Source organism: Kordiimonas lipolytica (assembly GCF_042651265.1).
Taxonomy (GTDB): Bacteria; Pseudomonadota; Alphaproteobacteria; order Sphingomonadales; family Kordiimonadaceae; genus Kordiimonas; species Kordiimonas lipolytica.
Map to the genome: position 1 here is coordinate 281281 of NZ_JBHSCR010000003.1, position 24703 is coordinate 305983.

At 58.3% G+C, this 24703-nt stretch carries 23 protein-coding genes; 13 read left to right on the forward strand and 10 right to left on the reverse strand.

What is annotated here, in order from left to right; translation table 11 throughout:
• Window positions 1–43: 43 nt before the first annotated feature.
• The 5 genes from ACFO5Q_RS05515 to ACFO5Q_RS05535 all read right to left on the reverse strand — a co-directional run bounded on the left by ACFO5Q_RS05515 (window position 44) and on the right by ACFO5Q_RS05535 (window position 6082).
• Window positions 44–472, reverse strand: a complete 429-nt coding sequence (locus tag ACFO5Q_RS05515) for a hypothetical protein (protein ID WP_068152635.1) — start codon at window positions 470–472, stop codon at window positions 44–46.
• Between the two features lie 58 nt (window positions 473–530).
• The gene (locus tag ACFO5Q_RS05520) at window positions 531–1142 is read right to left on the reverse strand and encodes a hypothetical protein (RefSeq protein WP_156432070.1); all 612 of its coding nucleotides are present in this window, start codon (window positions 1140–1142) and stop codon (window positions 531–533) included.
• Window positions 1143–1328: 186 nt separating this feature from the next.
• Complete coding sequence (locus ACFO5Q_RS05525; RefSeq protein ID WP_068152639.1) at window positions 1329–2708, reverse strand: beta-1,3-glucanase family protein; 1380 nt, start codon at window positions 2706–2708, stop codon at window positions 1329–1331.
• A 271-nt stretch (window positions 2709–2979) separates the two neighbouring features.
• On the reverse strand, window positions 2980–3870 hold the full coding sequence (locus tag ACFO5Q_RS05530; protein ID WP_068152642.1) for a sulfotransferase domain-containing protein: 891 nt from the start codon (window positions 3868–3870) through the stop codon (window positions 2980–2982).
• Window positions 3871–3955: 85 nt separating this feature from the next.
• Window positions 3956–6082 carry a molybdopterin-dependent oxidoreductase gene (locus ACFO5Q_RS05535; protein WP_068152645.1) on the reverse strand — a complete coding sequence of 709 codons (2127 nt, stop codon included), beginning with the start codon at window positions 6080–6082 and terminating at the stop codon, window positions 3956–3958.
• Between the two features lie 172 nt (window positions 6083–6254).
• Here ACFO5Q_RS05535 and ACFO5Q_RS05540 point away from each other — a divergent pair, with 172 nt between their 5' ends.
• The 6 genes from ACFO5Q_RS05540 to ACFO5Q_RS05565 all read left to right on the forward strand — a co-directional run bounded on the left by ACFO5Q_RS05540 (window position 6255) and on the right by ACFO5Q_RS05565 (window position 14453).
• Window positions 6255–7550 (forward strand): MFS transporter, encoded by a 1296-nt coding sequence (locus ACFO5Q_RS05540; protein WP_197421323.1) that lies wholly within the window; start codon window positions 6255–6257, stop codon window positions 7548–7550.
• Between the two features lie 108 nt (window positions 7551–7658).
• Window positions 7659–8879: a saccharopine dehydrogenase family protein gene (locus tag ACFO5Q_RS05545; protein ID WP_068153467.1), complete on the forward strand. Its 1221-nt coding sequence runs from the start codon at window positions 7659–7661 to the stop codon at window positions 8877–8879.
• Between the two features lie 83 nt (window positions 8880–8962).
• Window positions 8963–9493: a DUF2867 domain-containing protein gene (locus ACFO5Q_RS05550; protein WP_068152651.1), complete on the forward strand. Its 531-nt coding sequence runs from the start codon at window positions 8963–8965 to the stop codon at window positions 9491–9493.
• 58 nt (window positions 9494–9551) lie between these two features.
• Window positions 9552–10298 (forward strand): substrate-binding periplasmic protein, encoded by a 747-nt coding sequence (locus ACFO5Q_RS05555; RefSeq protein WP_068152654.1) that lies wholly within the window; start codon window positions 9552–9554, stop codon window positions 10296–10298.
• 138 nt (window positions 10299–10436) lie between these two features.
• Window positions 10437–13622 (forward strand): amidohydrolase family protein, encoded by a 3186-nt coding sequence (locus ACFO5Q_RS05560; protein WP_068152657.1) that lies wholly within the window; start codon window positions 10437–10439, stop codon window positions 13620–13622.
• Window positions 13623–13736: 114 nt separating this feature from the next.
• Entirely contained in the window at window positions 13737–14453 is a 717-nt protein-coding gene (locus ACFO5Q_RS05565) for a substrate-binding periplasmic protein (RefSeq protein WP_068152661.1), read from the forward strand.
• Here the strand turns inward: ACFO5Q_RS05565 and ACFO5Q_RS05570 are convergent.
• Window positions 14438–15382: a LysR substrate-binding domain-containing protein gene (locus ACFO5Q_RS05570; protein WP_068152664.1), complete on the reverse strand. Its 945-nt coding sequence runs from the start codon at window positions 15380–15382 to the stop codon at window positions 14438–14440. The two genes, ACFO5Q_RS05565 and ACFO5Q_RS05570, sit on opposite strands and share 16 nt — an antisense overlap.
• 95 nt (window positions 15383–15477) lie before the next feature.
• Here ACFO5Q_RS05570 and ACFO5Q_RS05575 point away from each other — a divergent pair, with 95 nt between their 5' ends.
• The 5 genes from ACFO5Q_RS05575 to ACFO5Q_RS05595 all read left to right on the forward strand — a co-directional run bounded on the left by ACFO5Q_RS05575 (window position 15478) and on the right by ACFO5Q_RS05595 (window position 20566).
• Window positions 15478–15948, forward strand: coding sequence for a hypothetical protein (locus ACFO5Q_RS05575; RefSeq protein ID WP_068152667.1), 471 nt, complete (start codon window positions 15478–15480; stop codon window positions 15946–15948).
• 145 nt (window positions 15949–16093) lie between these two features.
• Window positions 16094–17248 carry an alpha-hydroxy acid oxidase gene (locus ACFO5Q_RS05580; RefSeq protein ID WP_068153468.1) on the forward strand — a complete coding sequence of 385 codons (1155 nt, stop codon included), beginning with the start codon at window positions 16094–16096 and terminating at the stop codon, window positions 17246–17248.
• A 66-nt stretch (window positions 17249–17314) separates the two neighbouring features.
• Window positions 17315–18031 (forward strand): substrate-binding periplasmic protein, encoded by a 717-nt coding sequence (locus ACFO5Q_RS05585; RefSeq protein ID WP_197421324.1) that lies wholly within the window; start codon window positions 17315–17317, stop codon window positions 18029–18031.
• A gap of 84 nt (window positions 18032–18115) precedes the next feature.
• Window positions 18116–18778, forward strand: coding sequence for a PAQR family membrane homeostasis protein TrhA (gene trhA, locus ACFO5Q_RS05590; RefSeq protein WP_068152672.1), 663 nt, complete (start codon window positions 18116–18118; stop codon window positions 18776–18778).
• A gap of 114 nt (window positions 18779–18892) precedes the next feature.
• Window positions 18893–20566: an amidohydrolase gene (locus ACFO5Q_RS05595; RefSeq protein WP_068152675.1), complete on the forward strand. Its 1674-nt coding sequence runs from the start codon at window positions 18893–18895 to the stop codon at window positions 20564–20566.
• Window positions 20567–20630: 64 nt separating this feature from the next.
• On the opposite strand, the gene ACFO5Q_RS05600 is transcribed toward ACFO5Q_RS05595, so the two are convergent.
• The 3 genes from ACFO5Q_RS05600 to ACFO5Q_RS05610 are packed head-to-tail and all read right to left on the reverse strand — an operon-like array spanning window position 20631 to window position 22249.
• Entirely contained in the window at window positions 20631–21545 is a 915-nt protein-coding gene (locus ACFO5Q_RS05600) for a DNA/RNA non-specific endonuclease (RefSeq protein WP_068152678.1), read from the reverse strand.
• A complete protein-coding gene (locus ACFO5Q_RS05605) occupies window positions 21542–21904 on the reverse strand; it encodes a hypothetical protein (RefSeq protein WP_068152681.1) in 363 nt (120 codons plus the stop codon). Before ACFO5Q_RS05605 ends, ACFO5Q_RS05600 begins: the two co-directional genes overlap by 4 nt.
• A gap of 15 nt (window positions 21905–21919) precedes the next feature.
• Window positions 21920–22249 (reverse strand): hypothetical protein, encoded by a 330-nt coding sequence (locus ACFO5Q_RS05610; protein ID WP_068152683.1) that lies wholly within the window; start codon window positions 22247–22249, stop codon window positions 21920–21922.
• Window positions 22250–22434: 185 nt separating this feature from the next.
• Between ACFO5Q_RS05610 and ACFO5Q_RS05615 the strand changes: the two genes are divergently transcribed.
• Window positions 22435–22905 (forward strand): aminoacyl-tRNA deacylase, encoded by a 471-nt coding sequence (locus ACFO5Q_RS05615; protein WP_068152686.1) that lies wholly within the window; start codon window positions 22435–22437, stop codon window positions 22903–22905.
• A gap of 112 nt (window positions 22906–23017) precedes the next feature.
• Here the strand turns inward: ACFO5Q_RS05615 and ACFO5Q_RS05620 are convergent, their stop codons facing one another.
• Complete coding sequence (locus tag ACFO5Q_RS05620; protein WP_068152689.1) at window positions 23018–23629, reverse strand: transglutaminase-like cysteine peptidase; 612 nt, start codon at window positions 23627–23629, stop codon at window positions 23018–23020.
• 413 nt (window positions 23630–24042) lie between these two features.
• Here ACFO5Q_RS05620 and trmB point away from each other — a divergent pair, with 413 nt between their 5' ends.
• The gene (gene trmB / locus ACFO5Q_RS05625) at window positions 24043–24702 is read left to right on the forward strand and encodes a tRNA (guanine(46)-N(7))-methyltransferase TrmB (protein WP_068152692.1); all 660 of its coding nucleotides are present in this window, start codon (window positions 24043–24045) and stop codon (window positions 24700–24702) included.
• Window position 24703 lies beyond the last annotated feature (1 nt).

A 24703-nucleotide genomic window follows, 5' to 3' on the forward strand; every position in this document is an offset into this window, starting at 1 on the left:
CGTTTTTCTTGGCAACCACCATCAATGTCTGGTCCGTTGCAAGCTAGTCGCCATCTTTGGGGTAAAGGCACTTGGCCCCTTTGTCGACCGTCATGCGTGCACGGCCACACTCAACAGGCCGAACAGTGAAGCTGCTGCAGTCCTGCACGAAGGCATAATAGGATTTTGTCAGGTCAATCGTGCGTCCGCCTTGAGCCGAGAGGAGGGATGCGGGCACCTTATATCCATAGACAGAACTGAAGGGCATGCCGCCTTCATCCGACACCAGATGTTCGCCGAAAATATGCCATTCCCCCACAGACCCGATATAGCGGGCTGACGTACCCAGCCTTGCAAGGTCGCCCAAGCTGAAGGTTGGGAAGGTTTCGATGCTCGATGCTGTTATCTCAAGCTCGCGTTCGCCCGAAAAGGCTGCGGCCTGAGGGCCTATGAGTATGGCAGCGAGAAAGGCTGTGGTGACTGTGCGTTTCATGGTTTTTGGTACCTCCCGCAAGAAGAATAGTCCGCCTTATATGGACCTCTGATGAATATCATCCGGCTGCCGTTTCCCGGTCTGGTGTGATGGCCACGAGGAAATAGCCAAGGCTTCTGTGCAGATACAGAAGAAAAGGCCATACAGCCAGATACAGGTTCCCACCGAAAACCAGGTTCCCCAAGGTTATCACCACCAGTATCACAAGCGGCGTCAGAATCAGATATTCCGCGCGGCGGCTGTAGCGGCTGGCGCTTGGCGCTTTCTTCCCCGCCAGCCAGCGCAGCACAAGCGGCAATGCATAATCGATAAACACCCACACGATGAAAAGCGTGTTGCCAAAAAGGATCATGGCCTCCAGGGGTGGGGTGACGGTGAGCCAGTTGTTCAAGGCGGCGGTTATGATTACGAACAGCGGGGCCGATACGCCCACAAGCGCCACAAAGAAGCGCCAGACGGCGCGCGCCTTGCGCCAGCCTTCAAGCAGGCTGATACGGCCGGTATGAAAAGGGATCATCAGGCAGATGCAGAAGGCCTGCAGGTAAAAGGAGAAATCCCAGAACCAGCGCGTGCCGATAAGGTCTTGCTGGCCGGTCCAGGGCAGGAAATAATTCCCCATGATGATGGACAGGTGCAACCCCACCAGGATCACTGCCGTTCCAGCCGCCAAGGCACGCTTGTTTTCCACCCTGATCATTAGACCAGTAAAGCGAAAGCCGCGCGGGCGCGCAATGGTTTTCGGCAGCAGTGGGCTTTGCGGGCGCTAAAATAATGCCCCGGGGGTGGTGGCCGCAATAGGCCGTCCCCGGGGCGGAGCACATGGGGCGCCGCCATCGCCCCACATGCTTCAGGAGTGTCAGCTGTATGTCAGCTTTGTTGGCTCCAGCGTCAGTTCAAGCTTTGCCACATTCGCCGGGTTGAGGTTCACCAGCACATGGGCGAAGCGGTCGGAATAGGCGAAGTTATAGGCCTCCGACAGCGGCGCCAACGTGGCCGCCCACTGGTTGAAGTAAGGCTTGTCTTTCTGCATGCCTTCGAAGAACAGGCTGCTGTCCAGCGTGAACCACTTCTGGCTGAAGAAGGAGCCGACAACGCCGCCATCGGTTTTGGTCTGGCTGCCAACGGCACCGATATTGATGCCGGAGAACAGGTCCCCGCTGATCCAGCCATACACATCGTTGCCTGGCGCGGTGGACGTGCTGGCGCCGTCAAAATAATAGGGCGCATTGCCGCCATAGATACCGCTTGGGTTCAGAAGATCATCCTTCTTGAACAGCATGGTGGTGCCGTCTTTCACGGGCACAAATTTCTCTACGGGGCCTTGAACGACCAGGTCGGCCTGCGTCAGCAGGATATTGAGGCCTGCGTCGATCGTGGCCAGATATTGGTAGTTTTGTTTCGATTGCGGGCCTGATGGCGGCACATTCGGGCCAACGCCCGCGAACTCGCCCTTGATGATGGCGATCACGCCGTCCCCAAGGTTGGGCACCACGCCACCCACCGATGTTCCGGGGCCGTATGTCTCCTTCAGGAAACCAAGATAGTCTTCCATCAGGTTATAGGGCATCACCGGAATACCGATTGTGGGATAGACCGAAGGGTAAGACGAAGGGCCGATCACGCGGGCAAAATTGGTGCCTGGTTTGGGGCCTTTGCCATACTGCTTGAAATCGCCGGGCACCACAGCGGGAAGCGGCGCACCGTCAGTCCCGCCGGGGCCCGGCAGCCCTGAGACTGGCGGTGTCGTCAGAGCTTTAAGCTCGGTGTAAACCTGCTCAGACGTCGTGCTTCCCTTGAGGCCGCTGTCCTGTTGAACCACTGTGCCGCCTGAATTGTAGCTGGTGAGCGACATGGGGATGGCCCAATAGTCGATGCTGGTCAGGTTGGCGGCGTCATATGGACTGCCGTTGAAGGTGATTTCCATCTTGTCGTAGCGCAGGTAGAAATTGGGGTCTGTGACCGCCTGGCCGGGTTCATAGCCTTCATATTGCGGCGTCCAGGGCGTGCCATAGCACACATAGATGCGGCCGCTGAAATGGCTGATGCTGATGCCGTCTGAAAGCTCCTCAAGCGTGTACCAGTTGCCGTCGGTCACGGAATAGACGGACGCGATCGCGTCCCCTGTCTTTGTGTTGGTGATATCGAGCGGTGCGCCGGCACCTGGGATAAAACCGATATACACGTCGCCTTCCGGCAGGCTGCTGTTGTTGGTGAAAGTGAAGTCCAGAGCGGCCATTAAGTCCTCCTGCTAATGATTGCCAAGGTGCAATCATTGCGCGAAAAATTCAGGCAGGAAAGCGCCAGTTACTTTTAATTACAAACATTAGGTTGTATCGGCGCGAGTTTGCGCGCCAGCACGATACCTTTATCGCACTGACGACGGGGCAGGCCGCAATGTGTGAAGGGCTTTTTCGGCCTATGCAGCGATCACGCGCACCGGTACACGGTTTATCCGTGGTGCCCATCTTTCTCGGGGAAGGGGCGAAAACAGCACGTGTCGTGGGGGGTCAGAGAATTTCCAGTTTTTCCAGCACTTTGCGATGCTCATCACGCCGCGCCATGATGGTGCGGATTTGTTCCTTCTCGTCGTCAGAGAAGAAGGCATCTCCCCGTCCGGTTATGCCCTTGTTGAACCGGAGGGATGCCTTGTGCTTCATGCTCTCATCAAGAGCGGCCTGTATCTCTTCATCTGAATATTCGTGTTTGGGATCAACATGCGTGACGATCTTCCGCAAGAGCTCGCGAGGCTCTTCAACCAATTCCGCGTACCGCGACCAGAGAATGGGCTGTTTTTCAGTGTTTTTGCTGTCATTGTCGTACTTTATCCAGCTGGCGTAAAAGCGAGAATACCAGACAGTCCCAACATTGATCAGGTTCCAGCGCCTTTCCTCTTCCGTCATGGCGGAATAGTCCTGATCGCTTTGCAGGAAAAGTGCGTCGTCAATATATTTGCCTTCAGCCTCAAGCTTTTGCTGGTGGTTATAGAGGCTGACCAGCGTATCAAATATGTTCCGCGTATTGATCACCAGCCGTATGTTGAAAAGTTCACACAAGGCAGTGACCGGCCGTGTGGCGATCATGTGATTGTGGGTTATCACGGCAAAGGGCTTCTGTGCAGAGGCAAAGTGGAAATGCAGCAAGCTGGGGAAATAGAGGTCACGGGCCTGGTTGGTGGATGCGTAAGACCCTCTCTTGAAGGTGGCGGTATAATTTTTTCTAAGCAATATCGTAAGTGCGGTCCGCAGAAAAGTTCCCCCAACTTTCGGGGGAAAATTCATCGTAGTCATCAGGTTTCTGCTCGGGTTTCTGGCGATTGCTTCTTTGAGTTGAGCATTTATCTCGCCATCTTGCTCGGGGAGCTGCTGCACCAACTGATAAAGCACCTGAAATTTATCCAAGTTACCTCTCCTTCATATGGCGCTCTACGTAAGCACATGGCGGAAAGCTGGTCAAGTCGGTGGTGCTGAACCATTATATGGCTCTTTAGACCGCTTGCGGCTTGGCTGGTTCAACCGATACAGGTACACCGTTGAGTGCCGCGTTGCCGCTGACGGTGTCAAAAAACTTATCGTCCGTCAGGATGTTGCAGTTGACGCCCGCCTGTTCACTGGCCACCGAAAGCTTCACGCCTTTTTCCCTGTGGCCCCAGCCGTGGGGCAGGCTGACAACGCCGGGCATCATGTCTTCGCTGGCAATTACCACTGTCTCCACCGCGCCCACGCGGGAGGCAATGCGCACGCGCGCCTCATTTTCAATGCCGCGGGCCGCCATGTCATCCGGGTGCATCATCAGTTGCCAGCGCGCCGGGCCCTTGGTCAGCCGGGTGCTGTTGTGCATCCAGCTGTTGTTGGAGCGGACATGCCGCCGCCCGATCAAGAGCAGTTCGCCTTCGGCCACCCTGTGGCGGCTGTCCATCAGGCGCTTCAGGTCATCAAGCATCAGCTCAAGATCAAGCTTTGCGGGGCCGGAGAGACGCTCTGGCATGCTGGGCTGAAGCGGGCCAAGGTCCAGCCCGTGCGGATGTTCCATCAGTTTCTCAAGCGTCAGGCCCATTTCTGCGCCTACAGCCTTGCCGTAGGGGCCATATTGTAGCCCCTGATCCAGCAGGATATGGGGTGCGGGCAGGGGCTTATAGTCCTGCCCTTTGCGTCTGGCGATGGCGCTGGCGAGACCGATCATGATCTCCCAGTCATGCTTTGTGCCTTCAGGTGGGTCGAACACCGGCGCGTTGTAGCGGGTGATGTTCCGAACCGCCAGCCGGTTGAAGCTGATGTCATAATGGTCATGCTCCAGCGCCGAAGTCGGCGGCAGGATCACATCGGCGTGCCGCGTAGTTTCATTCAGGTAGATGTCGATCGACACCATGAAATCCAGCCCCTCGAACGCCTCGTTCAGGTCCTGCGCGTTGGGCGCGGAAAGCGCGGGGTTGGCCGCAATGGTAACCAGGCCTTTGATCTGGCCTTCGCCCGGGGTCATGATCTCCTCTGCCATGGCCACAGCAGGATATTCACCCGAGAAGATCGGCAGGCCGCTGACACGGCTGTGCTTGGTGGCGAAATAGCCGGCACCGCGCGCGCCGGGCGTGACATTGCCGAACGCAGGCGTCGGCACCATGATGCCGCCGGGCACATCCATATTGCCGGTGATGATATTCAGGACCTGGATTGCCCACTGGCAGAGGGTGCCGAAGGCCTGGGTGGAAACCCCCATGCGCCCGTATGCTGCGGCGCCGTCGGTTTCAGCCATGGTGCGCGCCAGGCCCCGGATCACATCGGCATCGATGCCTGTTTGCCCGGCCGCCAGCTCGGGCGTAAACGGCCTAACGGCCTCGCGCACTTCCTCAAGCCCCGCAACATGGTCAGCCATTGGGCCAAGGTCCACAAGGCCGTCTTCGAACACAGTCCGGATCATGGCCAGCAAAAGGAACGCATCGCTGCCGGGGCGGATGAAATGATGCTCGTCCGCGATCATGGCGGTTTCGGTGCGCCGCGGGTCGATCACCACAAATTTGCCGCCGCGGTTCTGGATGTCCTTCAGCCGGTTCTTCACATCCGGCACGGTCATCATGCTGCCGTTTGACGCCAACGGGTTGCCGCCGATGATCAGCAGGAAATTGGTGTGGTCGATATCCGCCACCGGCACCAGATACTGGTGGCCATACATCAGGTGGCCAACCAGCATGTGCGGCAACTGGTCAAGCGACGTGGCGGAAAAATGATTTTCCGTGCCTACCGTGCGCCTGAGCTCCCCGCCGTGGGTCAGCGTGCCATAATTGTGAACGCTGGGGTTGCCCGCGAAAAAGCCGATGCTGTTTTCGCCGTGCGCTTCCTGGATCGCCGTGATCTTGTCCGCGACCAGCTCGAACGCCTCATCCCAGCTGATCTCATGCCAGTCGTCGCCCACGCGCTTGATGGGCTTGGTCAGGCGGTCCGGGTCTGTGTGCAGATCCTGCAGCGCCGTGGCCTTGGGGCAGATGTGACCGCGGCTGAATGGGTCTTGTTTGTCTCCCTTGATGGAGACGATCCTGTCGCCTTCCGTCTCAATCGCGATACCGCAGATGGCCTCGCACAAATGGCAGGACCGGTAATGGGTTTTCCTTACGTCTGTCACAGCCTTCCCCTCCCGCTTGACATGGTCATGATTAAATCATGCTTTAGACTTGTGAGCTATGGTGAATGGGCGATGTTTCAAGCTAGGATCGGCAGGCGTTGCCTTATCCGGTTTTGCCTGATAGGCCTTTATGCCGAAAAAAGGAATCGACTGTTTCAGTTTAGGAGGATGTGTGACCTTACGCGCGACACTATTGGGCATTGCCGCCCTGCTTCTGGGGGCTGGCGCCCTCAATCTGGGAATGGGGTTGCAAGCCTCGCTTCTGGGTGTTCGCGCGGGCATGGAAAATTTCCCGACTCTGCTGATCGGTGTGATCATGTCGGCCTATTATGCTGGCTTTGTCGCGGGCAGCCTCTATGCGCCCAAGGTGGTGGCGCGGGTGGGGCATATCCGCACCTTTTCGGCCTTCGCGTCCATGGTGTCGGCAGCGGCTATCTGCCATGCGGTGTTTGTTGATCCCATCAGCTGGATCATCTTCCGGGCGCTGACGGGCTTTTGTTTTGCGGCCCTCTGCCTTGTGGCGGAAAGCTGGCTCAACGCCCGGGCCAGCAACCTAAACCGCGGCACTGTGGTGTCGATTTATTTTGTCGTGATGCTTGCGATGACGGCGGCGGGCCAGGCCTTCCTGATGATGGCGCCGCCATCTGGCTATGACCTGTTTGTTTTCGTGTCTGTGATTCTGTCGCTCGCGCTGGTGCCGATCGCGCTGACATCGACACCGAGCCCCGAAATTTCAGAACCCGACCGCATGAGCTTCAAAAGGCTTTACAACGTCTCGCCCGTTGGGGTGGTGGGCACCTTGGCTGCGGGGGTGATCACCGGGGGATATTGGGGGCTTGGTGCCGTGTTCGCGCAGGCCAAGGGGCTTGTGTCTGATGATATCGCCATCTTCATGACGCTTCTGGTGCTGGGCGGCGTGGTGACACAGTGGCCATTCGGGCGCCTGTCCGACCGGATGGACCGCCGGATCGTGATCGGCTTTGTGGCCATCGCCATTTCCGCTGTGGGCATCCTTGTGGCGACAGATGTATTACCGGACGATCCATGGCTTTATGTGATGGGCGCGGTGATGGGCGGGCTCGTGCTGCCGCTGTATGGCCTGGTGCTTGCCCATACCAACGACCACCTTGAGGCTGAGGATTTCGTGCCAGCGGGGGCTTCGCTGCTGATGCTATACGGCATCGGTGCGGTAACAGGGCCACTTCTGGGTACGGTTGCCATGCGCCTTGTGGGGCCGGGCGGTTTGTTCCTTTGTCTGGCGATTGCCGGCGTCGTGCTTGCCACCTTCACGGCTTACCGCATGACCCAGCGCGCTGGCGTGGACGCGGAAGATACAGAAAGCTTCGTGCCTGTCACCAGCACCACGGCTATGGCCTATGAGCTGGACCCACGGGCTGAGGAAGAAGACGATCTGGGTTTCGAGGAAGACCCGGAGGCGCAGGCCGTACAGATTGCCGACCGTCCTTGAGGGCAGTGGGTCACCGAACCTGTATCTAATCCATTTTGAGCTACCCCCTTCTTGCGCTACAGTAGCGCCACGCATGGGGGCATGCTTATTTTGGGGCCGGGAGCCAATATGACAGAAGAACCATTCGACATTGTCGTCTTCGGGGCAACGAGCTTCGTGGGCAAGATTTTGTGCGACTATATGATGAAACATTACGGCCTGGATGGCAGCGTGCGCTGGGCTGTGGCCGGTCGGTCGCCGACCAAGCTGGAAGCGCTCAGGGAAAGCCTTGGCAAGGGTGCTGACGGGCTGGAGCTGATCGTGGCCGACGCGGCGGATGAGGTGGCACTGAACACCATGGTGGCGCGCGCGAAAGTGATGATTTCAACCGTTGGTCCATATGCGCTCTATGGCGAGCCGCTGGTGAAAGTGTGTGCTGAGACCGGCACCGATTATGTCGACCTGACAGGCGAAACTCAGTGGATCAGGCGCATGGTTCGCCGCTACGAGGATATGGCCCGGCAGTCGGGCGCGCGTATCGTTCACTGCTGCGGGTTCGACAGCATACCAAGCGACCTGGGCGTGCACTTTCTGGAGCGCGAGGCGCTGGCCAAGTTCGGCGCGCCGGTAACGCGGGTCAAGATGGGTGTTAAGGCGATAAAGGGCGGTATGTCCGGCGGCACGGTTGCCAGCCTGATGAATGTGCTGAAAGAAGTTGCCAAAGAGCCTGAACTGAAGAAAGAGCTGGCAGACCCCTACAGCATCTGCCCGCGCGAACATGGCTTCCGTGCGAAACAGCGCAATATCACCGGTGCAAAATTCGACAAGGATTTCGGTCGCTGGCTCGCGCCCTTCATTATGGCGGCGATCAACACGCGGGTCGTGCACCGGACCAACGCACTAAAGAACAAGGCATACGGGCCCCAGTTCCGGTATGACGAAGCCATGTTCATGAAAAGCCGGATGCAGGCCACCATGGCCGCGTTGGGCATGGGGGTTTTCATGGTGCTGGCCTCACTTGCGCCCACCCGGTATCTGCTGGAGCGGTTCGTGGTGCCGAAACCCGGCGAAGGCCCAAGTCCGGAGGCGCAGCGCACCGGCTTTTATGATCTGCGTTTCCATGGCAAGGCCGACGCGGGCGATGTGCTTCGCGCCAAGGTGAAAGGTGACCGTGACCCAGGGTATGGCTCAACCGCCAAGATGCTGGCGCAGGCGGGTATCTGCATGGCGCAGGATGTCGCGAAAGAAGATCTGGCTGGCAATTTCTGGACCCCGGCCACAGCCATGGGCGACAAGCTGATCGGCAGGCTTGAAAAGCATGCGGGGCTCACGTTCGCATTGGACGAGTGACAGCCTCTGACGCTGCGACAAATTGCCAGTTGGGGGCAAGCCCGTAACCAGACACAATGGACTTCCGAAACTGGGAGAATGCCATGAGCGTGTCAGCTGTAGATTTGCCGAAATCAAGTGCCCTTTGGGCCCATGTTCAGGCGGGCGACTTTCTGGATTGTTACCGCGCAACTGCAGTGCCCATTGAGCTGGGCATGGAAGAGGCTGTGCGGACCGCGCTCAATCACATGCCGGGCTGGGTCCGGTGGTTGATGGATATTCGCAACCGCATAGTCGGGCCCCTGGGGCTAAAGGCCGGGAAGCACAGCCGGAAAGGGGAGGCTGGCGAGGACGCCCCGCTGGAGATGTCAGCGCCGAGCGAAAGAATCGTCTTCACAGTACGCGAGCGCTATGAAAATGAGATCATCTTGGGCGAGGATGATCGCCATCTGGATTTCCGGGTGAGCGTGTTTCGCACGCCGGTGGCCTGGTATGTGGCCACATGGGTGCACCCCCATGCCTGGTATGGCTGGCTTTACCTTTATACCATTATGCCATTTCATAAGGCGATCATGTATCTCAGTGCCAGGCGGCTGGAAGAGGTCCAGCGTCCGCTGGCCTGCGATCATTTGTAGCCTGTTAACAATTTGCTGCATATGATGAAGAGGCGCATGGGGTCGGTCTGGAGTTTGGATGCGTTTGGTTTGGATAGGTTTGCTGCTCTTGATGTTGTCTGCACCCGCGTCGGCGCAGACCTTCAAGCTCGTGACCGAAGAACAACCCCCAATGAACTTTCGCGACCCGGAAACTGGCCGGGTGGTGGGCATTACCACTGAACTTGTCGAAGCCATCATGACCAAGGCGGGCTTTGAGTATGAGCTGTCGCTGCTGCCGTGGAACCGTGCGTACCGCTATGCCCTCAGGGACGCCAATACCTGCATTTTCACCACGGTTCGCACGCCCGAACGCGAAGGGCAGTTCAAATGGGTTGGCCCGCTTTACACCAGTGGCTGGGCCTTCTACCGCCCCGCCGGGGCAGGGATCGTGGTCGACAGCCTCGAAGACATGGCGGGCAAGGTGGTTACCGCCACAACAGGCACCATCAATATCTCGGGCATCAAGGAAATTCCGGGCATAAAGCTGCTTGAAGTCCCGACAGACCACCGGGCACTGGTGCTACTGAACGAAGGCCGCGCGGATTTGTGGGTATCCGGCGTGTTCACCGCCTTTATCGGTGGCGACAAGGCCGGTGTGGTGCCGGAACTGGCTTTCCTATGGCGCCCGATTGAGCTGTCGCTGGCCTGCAATAAGGCAACCAGCGACGAGGCTATCGCCCGGCTGAATACGGCCAATGTGTCCCTTGATGCCTTGCGGCAGCAACTGAAGGCGCGCCACTATTATTACACCCGCGAACGGCACCCGGCACTGCAGCCAGACTAGTTTTCAGCCTCCTCCATATCTCCGCTTATTTCTTCGAATATATCTTTGGTTTATCGCCTGCCGTATCACGCATTTGTGGGCTTGCGCGGCCTCAAGGTTGACCCTACGGTGTTTCGAAACATCATGAGGGGATACAATATGCAATTCAGGGAGCTTGGATGGGCCGCCGCCTTTGGTGCCGCGCTTGCGATCAGCACCAGCGCCACTGCCATGGAAGCCAAGGAAAAATGGGATGTCAACAACCCGCCGGTGTCCGGCGAGGCCAGAGAAGTTCTGGTTGATACGGCTGAAGGCACATGGATGAGCCTGGATGTCAGCCCGGACGGTCGGATGATCGCGTTCGACCTGCTCGGCGATATTTATGTGATGCCGATCGCGGGCGGCAAGGCTACCCCGATCGCCAGCGGTGTGGCGTGGGACATGCAGCCGCGCTTTTCGCCTGACGGCAGCGAAATCGCCTTCACCAGCGACCGTGCGGGCGGCGACAATATCTGGGTGATGAAGGCTGATGGCACTGACGCGCGGCAGATCACCAAGGAAAGCTTCCGCCTGATGAACAACCCGGCCTGGAGCCCGGACGGCGAATTCATCGCGGCGCGCAAGCATTTCACCACGCGGCGCTCGCTCGGGACAGGTGAAATCTGGCTCTATCACGCGTCGGGCAAGGCGTCTGGTGGGCTGCAGGTGGTGAAGCGCCCGAACGACGCCTTCCAGAAAGAACTGGGCGAGCCCATGTTCAGCCCGGACGGCAAATCCATCTACTACACAATGAATGTGACGCCCGGTAATACCTTCCTTTACGCGCAGGACAGCAACACGGAAGTGTTCCAGATCAAGAAAGTATCGCTTGAGGACGGCAGCGTGGAAACCGCTGTTGGCGGCCCGGGTGGGGCCGTGCGCCCTGCACCCTCGCCAGACGGATCGAAGCTGGCGTTTGTCAAGCGCGTGCGCGCCAAGTCCCGCCTGTTTGTCAAGGATATGGCAACGGGTGAGCTGACCATGCTGGATGACGATCTGGACTATGACATGCAGGAAGGCTGGGCTGTGCATGGCCTGTATCCGAACATGGACTGGACGCCGGACGGCAAGGAAATCGTTTATTGGTCGCGCGGGAAAATCTGGCGCATTGATGCCGCGAGCGGTGAAAAGGCGGAGATCCCTTTCCATGTTCAGGATACGCGCACGGTTTACGCCCCGCCGCGCTTCAAGGTGGATGTGGCGCCCGACGTGTTCCGCACCAAGATGGTGCGGTTCGCCACCCCGTCACCGGACGGCAAGTCTGTCGTGTTTGAAAGCCTGGGCAGCCTTTATGTGAAATCAGGGGACGCTGAGCCCAAGAAGCTGACACGCAGTGGTGACTATGGCTTTGAGCTGTCGCCCATCTGGTCGCCTGACGGCAAGACCATCTATTTCATTACCTGGGACGACGAAAAGCTGGGCAGCATCCAGCGCGTCAGCGCCCGGGGCGGCAAGCCGAAGGCGGTGCTTGGCGCGCCAGGACATTATGCCGATCTGGCGATTGATGACGCTGGCGACACGCTTCTGTTTCAGAAGCGCGGTGGTGGCTATTTGCTGGATGACACCCATGATGAAGCCCAGGGCATCTACCGTTTGGGCGTAAAAGGTGGCACGCCTGAGCTGGTCACCAAGGAAGGCAGCGACCCGGCGTTCGGCCCGGATGGCCGCATCCTGGTGCAGCGCGGCAATGCGCTCGTCAGCCTGTCTGCGAACGGCTATGACGCCCGCACGATTGCCAGTGCGCAATATGCGTCTGACCTGCGCCTGAACAAAACCGGCAGCCATATCATCTGGCGTGAAAATTATCATGTTTACATGGCGCCTGTGCCCGCGACCGGGCAGGCGGTTACGCTCTCTACCTCTGGCGGTAGCGTACCGGTAGCTAAGCTCACGCGCGACGGCGGCACCTATATTGGCTGGGCGGATGACGATACGGCCTTTTGGTCCATCGGCCCGGTGATGAAGCAGGTGGATGTGGCTGATGCTTTCGGGGCGGATTTCAAGGCGCCTGAAGGCGGGCTTGACCTGTCGCAGGAAGTCGCGACCGCGAAGCCTGAGGGCATCACTGCCATTATGAACGCCCGCATTGTCACCATGGAAGGCGATGAGGTGATTGAAAGCGGCACCATCGTCATCGACGGCAACCGCATCCAGGCGCTGGGCGTGGATGTTCAGGTGCCCGAAGGTGCGACGGTGATTGATGCTGCGGGCAAAACTGTATTGCCAGGCTTTATCGATATCCACGCCCACGGCCCCTACGGCAGCGGCGAGATTGTGCCGCAGCAGAACTGGTCGCAGATGGGCCATCTGGCGTTCGGTGTAACCACGACGCATGACCCATCCAGCCGCGCGACGCTTGTTTTCTCGGCGGCTGAATATCAGCAGGCGGGCAAGATCCTGGCGCCGCGCACTTTCTCGACCGCTGAAATCGTTTATGGTGCCAAGTCCAGCTACTGGGCACCTGTCGATGAAATCAACGATGCGCTTGCGCACGCCCGCCGCCTGAAGGCGCAAGGTGCAATCAGCATCAAGAACTATAACCAGCCGCGGCGCGATCAGCGCCAGCAGGTAGTGGAAGCCGGTCGCCAGTTGGGCCTCAATGTGGTGGCCGAAGGCGGCTCTCTGTTCCATCAGGACATGAACCTGATCGTGGACGGCAATACGGGCGTTGAGCACACGCTGCCCAACCAGCATATCTACGATGATGTGCTGCAGTTCTGGCCGCAGACGGACGTGGGCTTCACGCCGACGCTGGTGGTGGCCTTTGGTGGTATCGGCGGCGAAGATTACTGGTACAAGCATATGGATGTGTGGAAGCACCCGCGCCTCAGCCACTTCGTACCGCCAACCGTCCTTCAGCCGCGGTCTGTGCGGCGGGAAATCGCGCCAGAGGAAGACTATGGCGATGCGATGAACGCTGCCTTCGCCAAAGACCTGATGGAGCGCGGTGTCAGTGTGCACACGGGCGCACACGGCCAGCGTGAAGGCCTGGGCACTCACTGGGAGCTGTGGTCCTTTGTGCGCGGCGGCATGACGCCCCACCAGGCGCTTCAGACTGCCACAATCAACCCGGCCCGCTATATGGGCATGGACGCCGACATCGGCAGCCTGAAGGCGGGCAAGCTTGCGGACCTCATCATCATCGACGGTGACCCGCTTGCGGACATCAAGGACAGCGACAAGCTGACCCATGTGATGCTCAACGGCCGGCTTTACCGGGCTGATACGCTGGCGGAAGAGGCGACGGGCGACTTTACGCCCAAGCCGTTCTATTGGGCCGACCGACCTGAAAGCAGCATTCGGTAAAAAGCGCCGGATACCGGAATTTGGGGAGGCTTCGGCCTCCCTTTTTTATGGGCGTTTGCAAGCTGTTAACCACTTGTTTGCTAGGCTCTTCTTAGGGATAAGGGGAATACTGCAATGCGCTTGATTGTGGGTGTGATCATATTGCTTTTTCTGACGCAGGCGTCAGCCGCGCAGACCTTGACGCTTTTGACCGAAGAAAACCCGCCACTGAATTACACGGACGCCGAGACAGGCGAAATCACCGGGGCAGCCACCGAACTTGTTACGGCTATTCTGGATGCAGCCGATGTCGATTTCACCATTCGCAGCCTGCCGTGGGCGCGGGCGTTCCGGCAAGCCAGGGATACTGCCAACCACTGCGTTTTTGCTACCGTACGGTCTGAAGAGCGGGAAGATAGGTTCGAATGGGTGTCGCCGCTTTTTGTCGGCGGCTGGGCGCTCTATAAGCGGCCCGGCAGTGCGCTGGATGTAACAGCGATCGATAAGCTCGAAGGTCATGTTGTGGCCGCCATGGCCGGGACCGCCGCGCTGGCCAAACTTAAAAGCGCCACCAATGCCGAGGTCGTGACCGCCCAGCGCGATGATACAGCACTTGCGCTTCTATATCATGGCCGGGCAGACCTTTGGTTGTCGGGCGTGTTTGCAGCACCCCATTCTGCCAAAACAGCGGGTCTTCCGATGCCGGAAGTCGCCTTTATCTGGCGCCCCAGCGTGATCGCGCTGGCGTGCAGCAAGGGGACGGACCCTCAGCTTATGGAGCGGCTCAGGCAGATCAATGCGGGCCTCAATGACCTGCACCTGATGGCCCGCTACCATTATGGCGCGCCCTGATCTGCCGGGAAGAGGCCGTCCATGATGGCCTGTGTCTTGTCCACTTCGCCCTTGAGCCAGGCAGCGAATTCCTTGTATTTGTCGGTTTCCGCGAACTCGTAGGAGCACACAAGCCAGTCTGACGGCTGTACCGGATAGGGGCGTCCGAGCGGCACAAGGAAGCCGTTTTCAACATCATGCTCATAGAGCAGCGACCGGCCAAGCGCGACACCAAGTCCGCTCATGGCGGCCTGCAGCGCAAGGTCAGTGCGGTCGAAACGGCTGACCGGGTCTATCTTCTGTGAGAAGTCGGGCTCGGCTTCATCGAATTCGCGCCAGCCGAACGGGATGGGATCCACCTCAGTCACATGATCCATCAGGATGTCATGATCCACCGTCCAGGGGCGGGAAGGGTTGATGCCTTTTTCCTTGATATAGGATGGGCTGGCCACTGCCTGCATCATGGATGTGCCCAGTTTCACGCACCTGAGGCCAGGGTAGGGGCCGATGCCGTAGCGGATGGCCACATCTGCCTCGCCACGCGTGAAATCCACCAGCCGCGTTTGCGCCTGCACCGAAAGGGTCAGCCCGGCGGCGCGTGCCTGCATCAATCGCGGCACCATCCATTTCATCGCAAGCGAGGGTGGAACGGACACGCGGATCGCGCTTGAATGGCGCGCCTGCAGGATGCGGTCAAGCGCGTCTTCAAGGTCATGAACACTGGAAAAAGCTGCCCGGCACAGGATTTCACCGGCATGAGTGAACTTCAGGGACCGGGTTGTGCGCTCAAACAGCTGCATGCCCAGCATGTCTTCGATGGCGCGCACCCGGTGGCTCACGGCTGTCTGGTGCACGCCCAGGGCTTCTGCGGCCTTTGTGAAATTCTGTTCCTGGTGCAGGGCCGCCAGGAAAGGGCTTGCCTGAACCAGTTTTACCAATCTGCTATTCATGAATATATCTCATAATTTTAAGAGAAAAAACTATCCTATAAAAACGCTGAAGGCCACAGATATTATTACTCAGACGAGGATAAGGAGTAAATATAATGTCTATAAGCCATGAGTATATGTCGAGACTATTGGCCTTTGGTGTGGTGATTTTCCTGGCGGCGCTGTTCCTCCTGAGCGTGCCGTCGAATGCCCAAGACCAAGTCATCTATGTGAATGCCGACCGCAATATTGAAAAGGGCCAGGATGCCATGCGTGATGGCGATTATGAGCGCGCGGTCCGATATCTGAAGAAAGCAGCGCGCCGTGGTCTTTCAAGTGAACACCGCGCGATTGTCCAGAACAGCCTGTGCGCATCCCTTTATTTCCAGGGGGCCTATGAAGAAGCAGCCACTGCCTGCACGGATGCCATTACCGAAGACGGTCGCTACTGGAAAGCCTTTGTTAACCGCGGGCATGCGCGCAAGGCGCTGGGTGACATGAGCGGCGCGCTTGCCGATTACTGCGAAGCACGCGAGTTGAGCCCGAAGCACGTCAGCGGAGTCTTTCAATCCCAGTGTGAAGGATAACAGAGTAGCTCTCGCTCCTTCACAGCCTCGGGCTGCCCGATGGAACCCCCGGCCAGCCCGATTTTTTATACCCTCTTCAGGCTTGCCGGTTATCGCTTTCCCTGCGTAGAATGCCTGCGAGGATGGATGAGGGGGCAAGCACTTGGTGCGGCTGGATAAACTTCTGAACACAAAGGACTTTCGCAAGGCAGCCAAGCGTGCGCTGCCCGCGCCCATGTTCCATTATCTGGACGGCGGGGCGGATGACGAATGGACGTTGGCGGAAAGCACGGACGCCTTCGCGCGCTACCGCCTGTTGCCTGAGTATCTGAAGGACCTGAGCGTGGTGGACACCAGCACCCGGGTGCTGGGCGCTGAACTGAAATCCCCATTGATCCTGTCGCCCACCGGTATGAACCGGCTGTTCCACCATGAGCGCGAACCGGCTGTGGCACGGGCTGCGGCGAAGCATGGGCTGATGTACAGCCTTTCCACCCTTGGAACCACCAGCATGGAAGATGTAGCGGCGACCAGCACCGGGCCCAAGATGTATCAGATTTATGTCCACAAGGACCGCGGCCTGACCATGGAGTTTGTCGAACGCGCCAAGGCGTCAGGCTATGACGCCCTGTGCTTGACTGTGGACATGGTGGCAGGTGGCAACCGCGAGCGTGATATGCGCACCGGGTTTACCATGCCGCCGAGGTTGACGCTATCCAGCCTTGGCAGCTTTATTACGCATCCAAAATGGACATTCAATTTACTGCGTAACAGTGATTTTCGCCTGGCCAATGTGGCGCACCGTCAGGACGCGCTGGCGGGTGGGGCCATGGGGGTGATCGGCTATGTGAACAGCCAGTTCGACCATAGCGTGACCTGGGGTGATGCAGCAAAGGTGATCGAGGCCTGGGGCGGTCCTTTTGCCATCAAGGGCATCCTGTCGCCGGCGGATGCTGTGCGCGCCCATGACGCGGGGGCAACTGCTGTGATGATATCGAACCACGGCGGGCGGCAGCTTGATGGTGCCGCGGCTCCGATTGACTGTGTGGCGCCCATGCGTGATGCGGTCGGTGACAAGATGGAACTGATCGTTGACGGCGGTGTCCGGCGCGGCAGCCATGTGGTGAAGGCCCTGGCGCTTGGAGCGAATGCTGTTTCCTTTGGTAGGCCGTATCTTTATGCGCTGGCGACAGCGGGTGAAGCCGGCGTGGACAGGATGCTTGGCCTGATGACCAGTGAAATTCAGCGGTCCATGGCGCTTTCGGGCTGTGCCAGCGTGGCGGACTGTGGCCGTCACCTCATTATGGAGCCGGGGAACTGACCGGGCTTGACCAATTTTGAACTACCCGGTCCCATGGTATGGGAGCAGGAAGGTATGGGGGACTATATGTCTGTTCGGACGACCATTGTTTTGATTTTGCTGGCGATTGTCGGCCAGCCCGCTGATGCGCAGACGCTGCAGCTGATCACGGAGGACAATCCGCCCTTCAATTATACCGAAGGCTCGACCGGGGTGCTCAAGGGTGCTGCTCATGAACTGGTAGTTGCCCTGATGGCTGAGGCAGAGGTGCCGTTCACCACCACCCTGCTGCCCTGGCACCGTGGCTACCGCCGGGCACTTGAAAACCCGAACAGCTGCATCTACGGCATCAACCGGACCCATGACCGGGAAGAGCTGTTTGAGTGGATCGGGCCGCTATTCGAAAGTGGCTGGGCCTTTTATAGCTATGACAAGACTATCAAGCTCCATAGCCTGACAGACATCGAGGACCAGATCGTTGTGGTGAAATCCGGCGACGCGGTCGCAAACGCATTTGCTGCCGCCCGACCCGACGCCCGGGTGCTGACCGTGGAAACCGACAGGGTAGGGGTGCGGCTCCTGGAACGTGGCCGCGCCGATCTGTGGCTGACGGGCATTGTGCATGTCGGCAAAAGCGCGGAGCTCGAAGGCCTGCCGGTGCCGGAACTCAAGCTGATGTGGCGCAGGTCGGTGGTCTATATGGGATGCGCCAAAGGCACTGATGCTGCGACGCTTGCCAAGCTCCGCTCGGCTATGCCGGTGCTTGACGGGCTGCGCGAAAAGGTCATCGCCAAATATTGGTAAGCTGTTGGCCACCTTAGGCTGCCCACTGTACTCGGGCGACAAAAGCCATTACAGTCTGATCATACGCAAGCAAGGAGCTGAACCATGAGCACTGCTACCATGAGCAGGGATTATTCACTGGGTGAAGAAATCGCGCACGCGATCAGCCACGGTGTGGCGGCAGTGGCTGCGATTGTCGGCCTTGTGTTCCTGGTGATCAAGGCAGCGGAGGTTGGTGGCGCGCTGGAAATTACAGCGGCCGCGCTTTACGCGGGCTGTATGGTTTTCATGTTCACGGCTTCGACGCTCTATCACAGCCTGTTCAAGACCAAGGCGCGCGACTTTTTCAAGATGCTTGATCATTCGGCCATCTATTTCAAGATCGCCGGCACTTACACGCCTTTCGCACTTGTCACGCTGCCTGTCTCATTGGGGGCGTGGGTGGCCGCAGGCGCCTGGGGCGCCGCGCTTCTGGGCACAGTGCTGAAGGCACGGGCCTATGTCCGCAAGTCAGCCAAGAAGTTCAGCCCGCTTTCACTCGGTCTGTATCTGGCCATGGGGTGGGCGGCTGTCCTGATGATGGGCGAACTGGCAGAACGCCTGCCGGGCGTAGCCATCAACTGGATCATCGCGGGTGGTTTGGCCTACACGCTGGGGGCCATATTCTATGCGCTCAAGAAAGTGCCCTATACCCACGCGGTCTGGCACGTCTTTGTGGTGGCAGGCGCGGCCTGCCATTTTGTGGCGATTTACCTGTATGTGATCTAGGCGTATTTGCGCACGCTAAAATCCGGTTGCTGTTTTGAGTTTCGGGGTCAATTTCGGCCGTTTTCCGGCACGCTTGCTGATGTGACGGGTAACCGGCCAGGGGAGGGTTTCATTATGACATTCAAAACTGTATTCGCGGCATTTTGCCTTTTGCTTCTGGGCGCCTGCGGACAAGAGGGCCAGAACGCCGAGACCGCTGACCGCGTGTTCACCCACGGCCAGATATGGACCGGTGGCGCGGCAAAGGGCGTGGACGCCGAAGCTTTTGCGGTCAAGGACGGCAAGGTTTTGGCTGTGGGATCGTCAGCTGACATGGCGGCCCATATTGGCGCGGATACAGACGTGATCGACCTTGAGGGCGCGTTTGTCGTGCCCGGCCTGATCGACAACCATGTTCATTTCTTTGAAGGCTCTTTCACGCTGACGCAGGTACAGCTTCGCGACGCTGCAACGCCAGAGGAGTTCACCCGGCGCATCGCGGAGGCCGCGGCCAAGGCACCCGAAGGGGCCTGGGTACTGGGCGGCAACTGGGATCATGAACTGTGGGGCGGGGAACTGCCGGACCGCACCTGGATTGACGAGTTAACAGGCGATGTGCCTGTTTCCGTTAATCGGCTGGACGGCCATATGGTGCTTGCGAACTCAAAAGCGCTGGAGTTGGCGGGCATTGACGAGACAACGCCAGATCCGGAAGGCGGCGTGATCGTGCGTGACGCAGATGGTCGCCCCACAGGTGTGTTGAAGGATGCTGCCATGTTCATGATGGATAAGGCGGTGCCTGCGCCATCCGATGACCGGATGGATGAAGTTTACCGTATGGGCATGGCCTATGCCGCTAAAATGGGCGTCACGCAGGTGCGTGACATGGCCTATAATTACCGGTCATTGGAAGCGTACCGCCGTTTGAAATCGAAGGATGAGCTGGCGCTCAGGATTTATGCTTACACCCCGCTTGACCAGTGGCAGCGCATGGCAGCTTATGTGGATGAAAACGGCCGCGGCGACGACATGCTGCGCTGGGGCGGCCTGAAAGGATTTGTCGATGGGGCGCTTGGGTCCACCACGGCCTGGATGTATCAACCCTATGCCGACGCGCCTGAGACATCTGGTTTTCCGCTTTTGCCGATGGATGAATTGCAGGAAAGCGTGCTTGGCGGCACGCAGGTGGGCCTGCATGTGGCGGTGCACGGTATCGGCTTCAAGGCCAACGACATGCTTCTGGATATCTTTGAAAATGTCGCCGAGCGGGTGGACCGAAAGGATCTCCGCTTCAGTATCGAACACGCGCAGCATCTGACGGAAAGCGCCATCAAGCGCTTTGCTGAACTGGATGTGACGGCCTCGATGCATCCCTTCCACCTGATCGACGATGGCCGCTGGGCGGAAAAGCGTTTGGGCAAGGACCGGCTAAAGGGCACCTATGCCATCGGGTCTGTGATGCGCGCGGGCGGGCGCGTGAGCTTCGGGTCAGACTGGCCGGTGGCGCCGCTTGATCCCATCATGGGCATTTATGCCGCCGTGACCCGCCGCACAACAGACGGCGCCAACCCGGACGGCTGGATACCAGACGAGAAGATCAGTGTCTTGGATGCCCTTCGGGCCTATACGGTGAATAACGCTTACGCCAGCTATCAGGAAGACAGGTTGGGGCTGATCAAGCCCGGTTATCTGGCGGATTTTGTGGTGCTGGATGCCAACCTGTTTGATGTGGACCCAGTGACCATCAAGGACACCAAGGTTCTGCGCACCGTTATTGGCGGGATAGACCGCTACCAAGCAGAAGACTGACGCTGAAAGTAAAAAGGGCGCCCGGATGGAGCGCCCTTTCTTTTTAATGAAATCCCACCGCCAGCTAGCGCCATAGGTTGGCGACATTTGTTTCCTGAATGGTGGATTCACGCTCTGACCAGTGCGGGAAGAAATTATAGCCCGTCTGGTCCTCGATGCTACGGATCGTCACCAGCGAGTCCCTGTAGGCGTTATAATCCAGCTTCTTGTTATCCAGCACAAAGGCAATGGACCGCCGCCGCGTGGTGTCGAATACGATCTTGTAGAAGGCATCCGGAATGCGGACCTTGGTTTCACCCGAGGAGCTATCCATGAAGCGCTTTTCCGCGTCGGTCTTATAGATGGGCCCCGTGATCACGATCAGGCTGGTGCCCGGTCGGCTTTCCGCCCATCCGCGCACAACGCTTTCAAGCTTGCGCCAGGCGCCCCGGTTGAAACCGATGCCCACCTGTGGCGCCATGTTGGTGAGATAGAAGCTTTCCATCATCACTTCGTCGCTGCGCTTCATGTCGCCCGCCGGGGCCTGGTGGCCGCGGTCAAAACCGCTGCCTTTATAGTCGGGCAGGGTGGCGCGGGTCTCCACATTCATGCGCGTAAGGTCCGGGTCTGCCTGGAACTTGGCGTCGTCCCGATCTGCTGTGCCCTTCAGGTTCTGCGGGTTCAAAACTTCCACCACCCAGTCCGGGTTGCGGGTTTGCGGGTTGAAGCGCGCGGCATAGGCCACGCGGCACAGGGTTATCATGCCCGTCAGGTCTCCCATGTCTTCAGGCTTCCAGGCCATGAAGGGCGATTTGTCACAGTCGACGCTTGAGACCGCGGCCTCGGCATCCGGGGCGGCGGCAGGCGCGGCTGCCGTTCTTTCAGGCGTGGCAGCGGCGCTGGCAGCAGGGACTTCGCTATCCTGTGCCCAAGAGGCCCCACCGATCAAGGCTGCCGCCAGAAGGGGTGCGCCGCCCTTTAAGAACCGCGCGATCCTCACTTGCCGTCTCCGTCGGTGGCCGGCGGGTTCGAGGGGGCTGGCGGCTTTGACATGGATTTGCCCATGGCATAGCCCGCGCCAGAGATGCCCAGAAGCACCAGCACGTTGCCTGGAATTTCCACAAAGGTACCGGCTTCGATGCTCAGCGCCAGGAAAAGACCGGCGATGACAAAAGTGAAAATCAGGAACTGGAAGCGCGACAGGCTGGCTTTGGTTTTGCCCACCAGAAGCTGCGTGATGTCGATCTTGCCGACCCATATTTTATAAAGAACGGTGCCGGCAAACCCCAGCAGGATGAGGCTTAAGACCCCAAATGTGACAAGGCTGATAAGTTCCGGCCCCTTGAGTGCGCTGTCCATGAAAATTCTCCCCTTCTATGGTAAACGCCTGTTGGCAAAAGTATGTTTTCCGAAAAGATAGATGCCATTACTGCCGGCAAAAAGTGTGACCACTGTGTCGTCCACGTCAGGCAGGCTGGTTGCCCCTGTGCCCAGCAGCGAAAACCCCTGGAAGGCGTAATAGGCGACGGCCCCGATAGACATGAGAAACAGTTGGGCGCGTTCAGGGGCCAATGTGCCCTGGTGTTCGTGAGCCATGGCTTCTGTCAAGGCGATGTCACCCTGCAGCATCTTGACGACAACCGTCGCAACCATAAGCGCCAGCCAGACCTGGAGACCCCAGTATAGCCAATCATGAATTGCCATGATTTTCTCCCCTTAGGCGAGATAGTATCGCAAAAAGTTTATATGCAAAACTATAAAGAGATTAGGGTTGGCAAAGCCGGTTGAATCCGACAGCCAAGCAAGCGTGCTTGTGCTATAATGCACCGCTCCCCCATACCTCCATGCCCATATGGGGACTTTTCAGACCCACATTTTGGAGGACCATCATGACTATTGCCCCGCGGCTCCAACGCTATATGGAGCAAAACGGCATTGATTATGAAATCATGCCCCATGACAGGGAAGTTGTTGCGACCAAGATCGCCCAGGCTGCCCATATTTCCGGAAACGCCATGGCGAAAGGCGTGCTCCTGAAGTCGGACCACGGATTTATGATGGCCGTTGTGCCTGCATCGCATCATGTGGACCTGCAGGAGCTGAGCCACCGGGCGCATGCGCGGCTCGGGCTGGCCACCGAAGAGGAAGCCTGCAGTATCTTCGATGACTGTGACGCTGGCGCCGTACCGGCCTGTGGTAGTGCCTACGGCATGCCCATGATTATCGACAGTTGCCTTGATGACCAGGATGACCTTTATCTGGAAGCGGGGGATCACCGAAGCCTGCTGCATATTGACCGGATGGCCTTTGCCAAAATGACGGCCGATGCAGAACACGCCCGGATTTCGCGTCCGCATTGATGTGCCAGAGAAGAGGTATCAGGGCCGCCCGAAGGGTGATGAATGAAGAACGGGTGGCGTTATGCCGAACGCCACCCGTTTGCCTGAGGGTAATTTTTTTGGGTAATTGATGTTAGCGGCCGGAAGACGCCGTTGCCGTTTGTGGCAGGTAGCGGACGGGGCCGAGTTCCTGCCAATGATCCGCGCCCGCTACTTCGCGCATGCGCCACTGATAGGGGAACTGCTCCCATGGCGCACATTCAGGGAAGCGGATATCACAGACAAGCGTGCCGTCTGAGGTCTCAACCGTCAGGACCGCGTGATACTGGCTTTCTTCCGTATAGGCCGTGGCGATAAGGAACGAGCCACTATATGCGGGGTAGCGGCCGCGCAGGATGCGGCGCATGGTCAGGGCGAAATCTTCGCAGTCGCCCGGGCCGACATCGCTCAGGCTTTTCCAAACATCTGTGCCGTTTTCATCTTCAGGAATGACCAGCGCTTTGGTTTCCGCGTGGGCTGAGGCAACTTCGCCAAGCACCGCATCTGTGCTAGGCAATTTGCATTCACCAGGGTTGCGCGCACAAAACTCTGAAAAGGCCTGTGGCGCGGCTGTTTTTGTGCCGGCAGGCATGGCGGATTTGGGCGCAAGGGTGCTCAGGGATGCAACAGGGCCCATGCCTTCGCCGGTGCCCATGCAGGCCGGGAGGAAAAGCGCCAAACTCAGAATTAGCAATTTTTTGAACACGATTACTTCATCCTATCAAACAACAGGTTCGTCCCTTGCCGGTCAAACCGGCGTGTATTCTCTTTTGCCTGATGGAAATCCGGCCGGTTTTTCCCGTGCCGGTTTGCGATTTCTTTGTGCTCGAGCGAGCTTTGCCTGAAAGAATCGCAAAATAATTCGACGCCAAAAATCTACGAAACATATCGTCGTCGCAATATTTCGTCCGATTTTTGCGAAAAATATAATAAAAAATGGATGACTTTATTGACCTTTGACTGGTTCTGTTTTGAATAAACCTAAAATATCGATAAATTTTTCGATGGCATGAAATCTCGTGTATTTAATGTGGCTTATCGGGTAATTGGCAGTTGGAACTCTGGGGCGCATTTTGCTAATGTGCGCCGGTTTTGAGTGGCACAGGCGTTGGAAATGGCATGATTTCGGCCTCAAAAAAAATTATCAGCAACCAGTCGGGCATCCATGAAAATCTGGAATCGGTTGTAAAAAAACACCTCGAATCAGAATTCAGGAAACCGGTGGCAGACCACACCAAGCGGGCGTTTGATGCAGTGTGCAGGCGGCTGGATGACGCGCCGAAGCGCCCCCTTATCCTGGATGCCTGCTGCGGCGTGGGGGATAGCAGCCGGACGATCGCTGAACAGCATGAAGACCACTGGGTCATCGGTATCGACAAGTCGGAAAGCCGGATCATGCGCGAGCGCCCCACGTTGTTCCGGGATAATCTGGTGCTGATGCGGGCGGACCTGAATGATTTCTACCGCCTTGCTGTGGCGGCGGGCTGGCGCCTGGCGCGTCATTATGTGCTGTACCCCAACCCTTATCCGAAATCGGTTCACCTGAAACGGCGTTGGCACGCCTCACCGGTGTTCCCCCATATGGTGAAGCTGGGCGGCGTGTTTGAGATGCGCTCGAACTGGAAGCTGTATCTGGACGAGTTTGCTGCGGCGCTTGATGTGGTCGGGCACAAGGCCGATGTGGCAGAGTTCGAGGCTGCCGATCCGCTGACGGCCTTCGAGCGCAAGTACCGTGATAGCGGCCAGCCCCTATACAGACTGACCGCTGATCTGGGTTAGT

Coding starts and splice junctions, on each gene's coding strand:
- ACFO5Q_RS05515 (WP_068152635.1), bottom strand. CDS start 472: ATGAAACGCACAGTCACCACAGCCTTTCTCGCTGCCATACTCATAGGC.
- ACFO5Q_RS05525 (WP_068152639.1), bottom strand. CDS start 2,708: ATGGCCGCTCTGGACTTCACTTTCACCAACAACAGCAGCCTGCCGGAA.
- ACFO5Q_RS05545 (WP_068153467.1), top strand. CDS start 7,659: ATGACAGAAGAACCATTCGACATTGTCGTCTTCGGGGCAACGAGCTTC.
- ACFO5Q_RS05550 (WP_068152651.1), top strand. CDS start 8,963: ATGAGCGTGTCAGCTGTAGATTTGCCGAAATCAAGTGCCCTTTGGGCC.
- ACFO5Q_RS05555 (WP_068152654.1), top strand. CDS start 9,552: ATGCGTTTGGTTTGGATAGGTTTGCTGCTCTTGATGTTGTCTGCACCC.
- ACFO5Q_RS05560 (WP_068152657.1), top strand. CDS start 10,437: ATGCAATTCAGGGAGCTTGGATGGGCCGCCGCCTTTGGTGCCGCGCTT.
- ACFO5Q_RS05565 (WP_068152661.1), top strand. CDS start 13,737: ATGCGCTTGATTGTGGGTGTGATCATATTGCTTTTTCTGACGCAGGCG.
- ACFO5Q_RS05570 (WP_068152664.1), bottom strand. CDS start 15,382: ATGAATAGCAGATTGGTAAAACTGGTTCAGGCAAGCCCTTTCCTGGCG.
- ACFO5Q_RS05575 (WP_068152667.1), top strand. CDS start 15,478: ATGTCTATAAGCCATGAGTATATGTCGAGACTATTGGCCTTTGGTGTG.
- ACFO5Q_RS05585 (WP_197421324.1), top strand. CDS start 17,315: ATGTCTGTTCGGACGACCATTGTTTTGATTTTGCTGGCGATTGTCGGC.
- trhA (WP_068152672.1), top strand. CDS start 18,116: ATGAGCACTGCTACCATGAGCAGGGATTATTCACTGGGTGAAGAAATC.
- ACFO5Q_RS05595 (WP_068152675.1), top strand. CDS start 18,893: ATGACATTCAAAACTGTATTCGCGGCATTTTGCCTTTTGCTTCTGGGC.
- ACFO5Q_RS05605 (WP_068152681.1), bottom strand. CDS start 21,904: ATGGACAGCGCACTCAAGGGGCCGGAACTTATCAGCCTTGTCACATTT.
- ACFO5Q_RS05610 (WP_068152683.1), bottom strand. CDS start 22,249: ATGGCAATTCATGATTGGCTATACTGGGGTCTCCAGGTCTGGCTGGCG.
- ACFO5Q_RS05615 (WP_068152686.1), top strand. CDS start 22,435: ATGACTATTGCCCCGCGGCTCCAACGCTATATGGAGCAAAACGGCATT.
- trmB (WP_068152692.1), top strand. CDS start 24,043: ATGATTTCGGCCTCAAAAAAAATTATCAGCAACCAGTCGGGCATCCAT.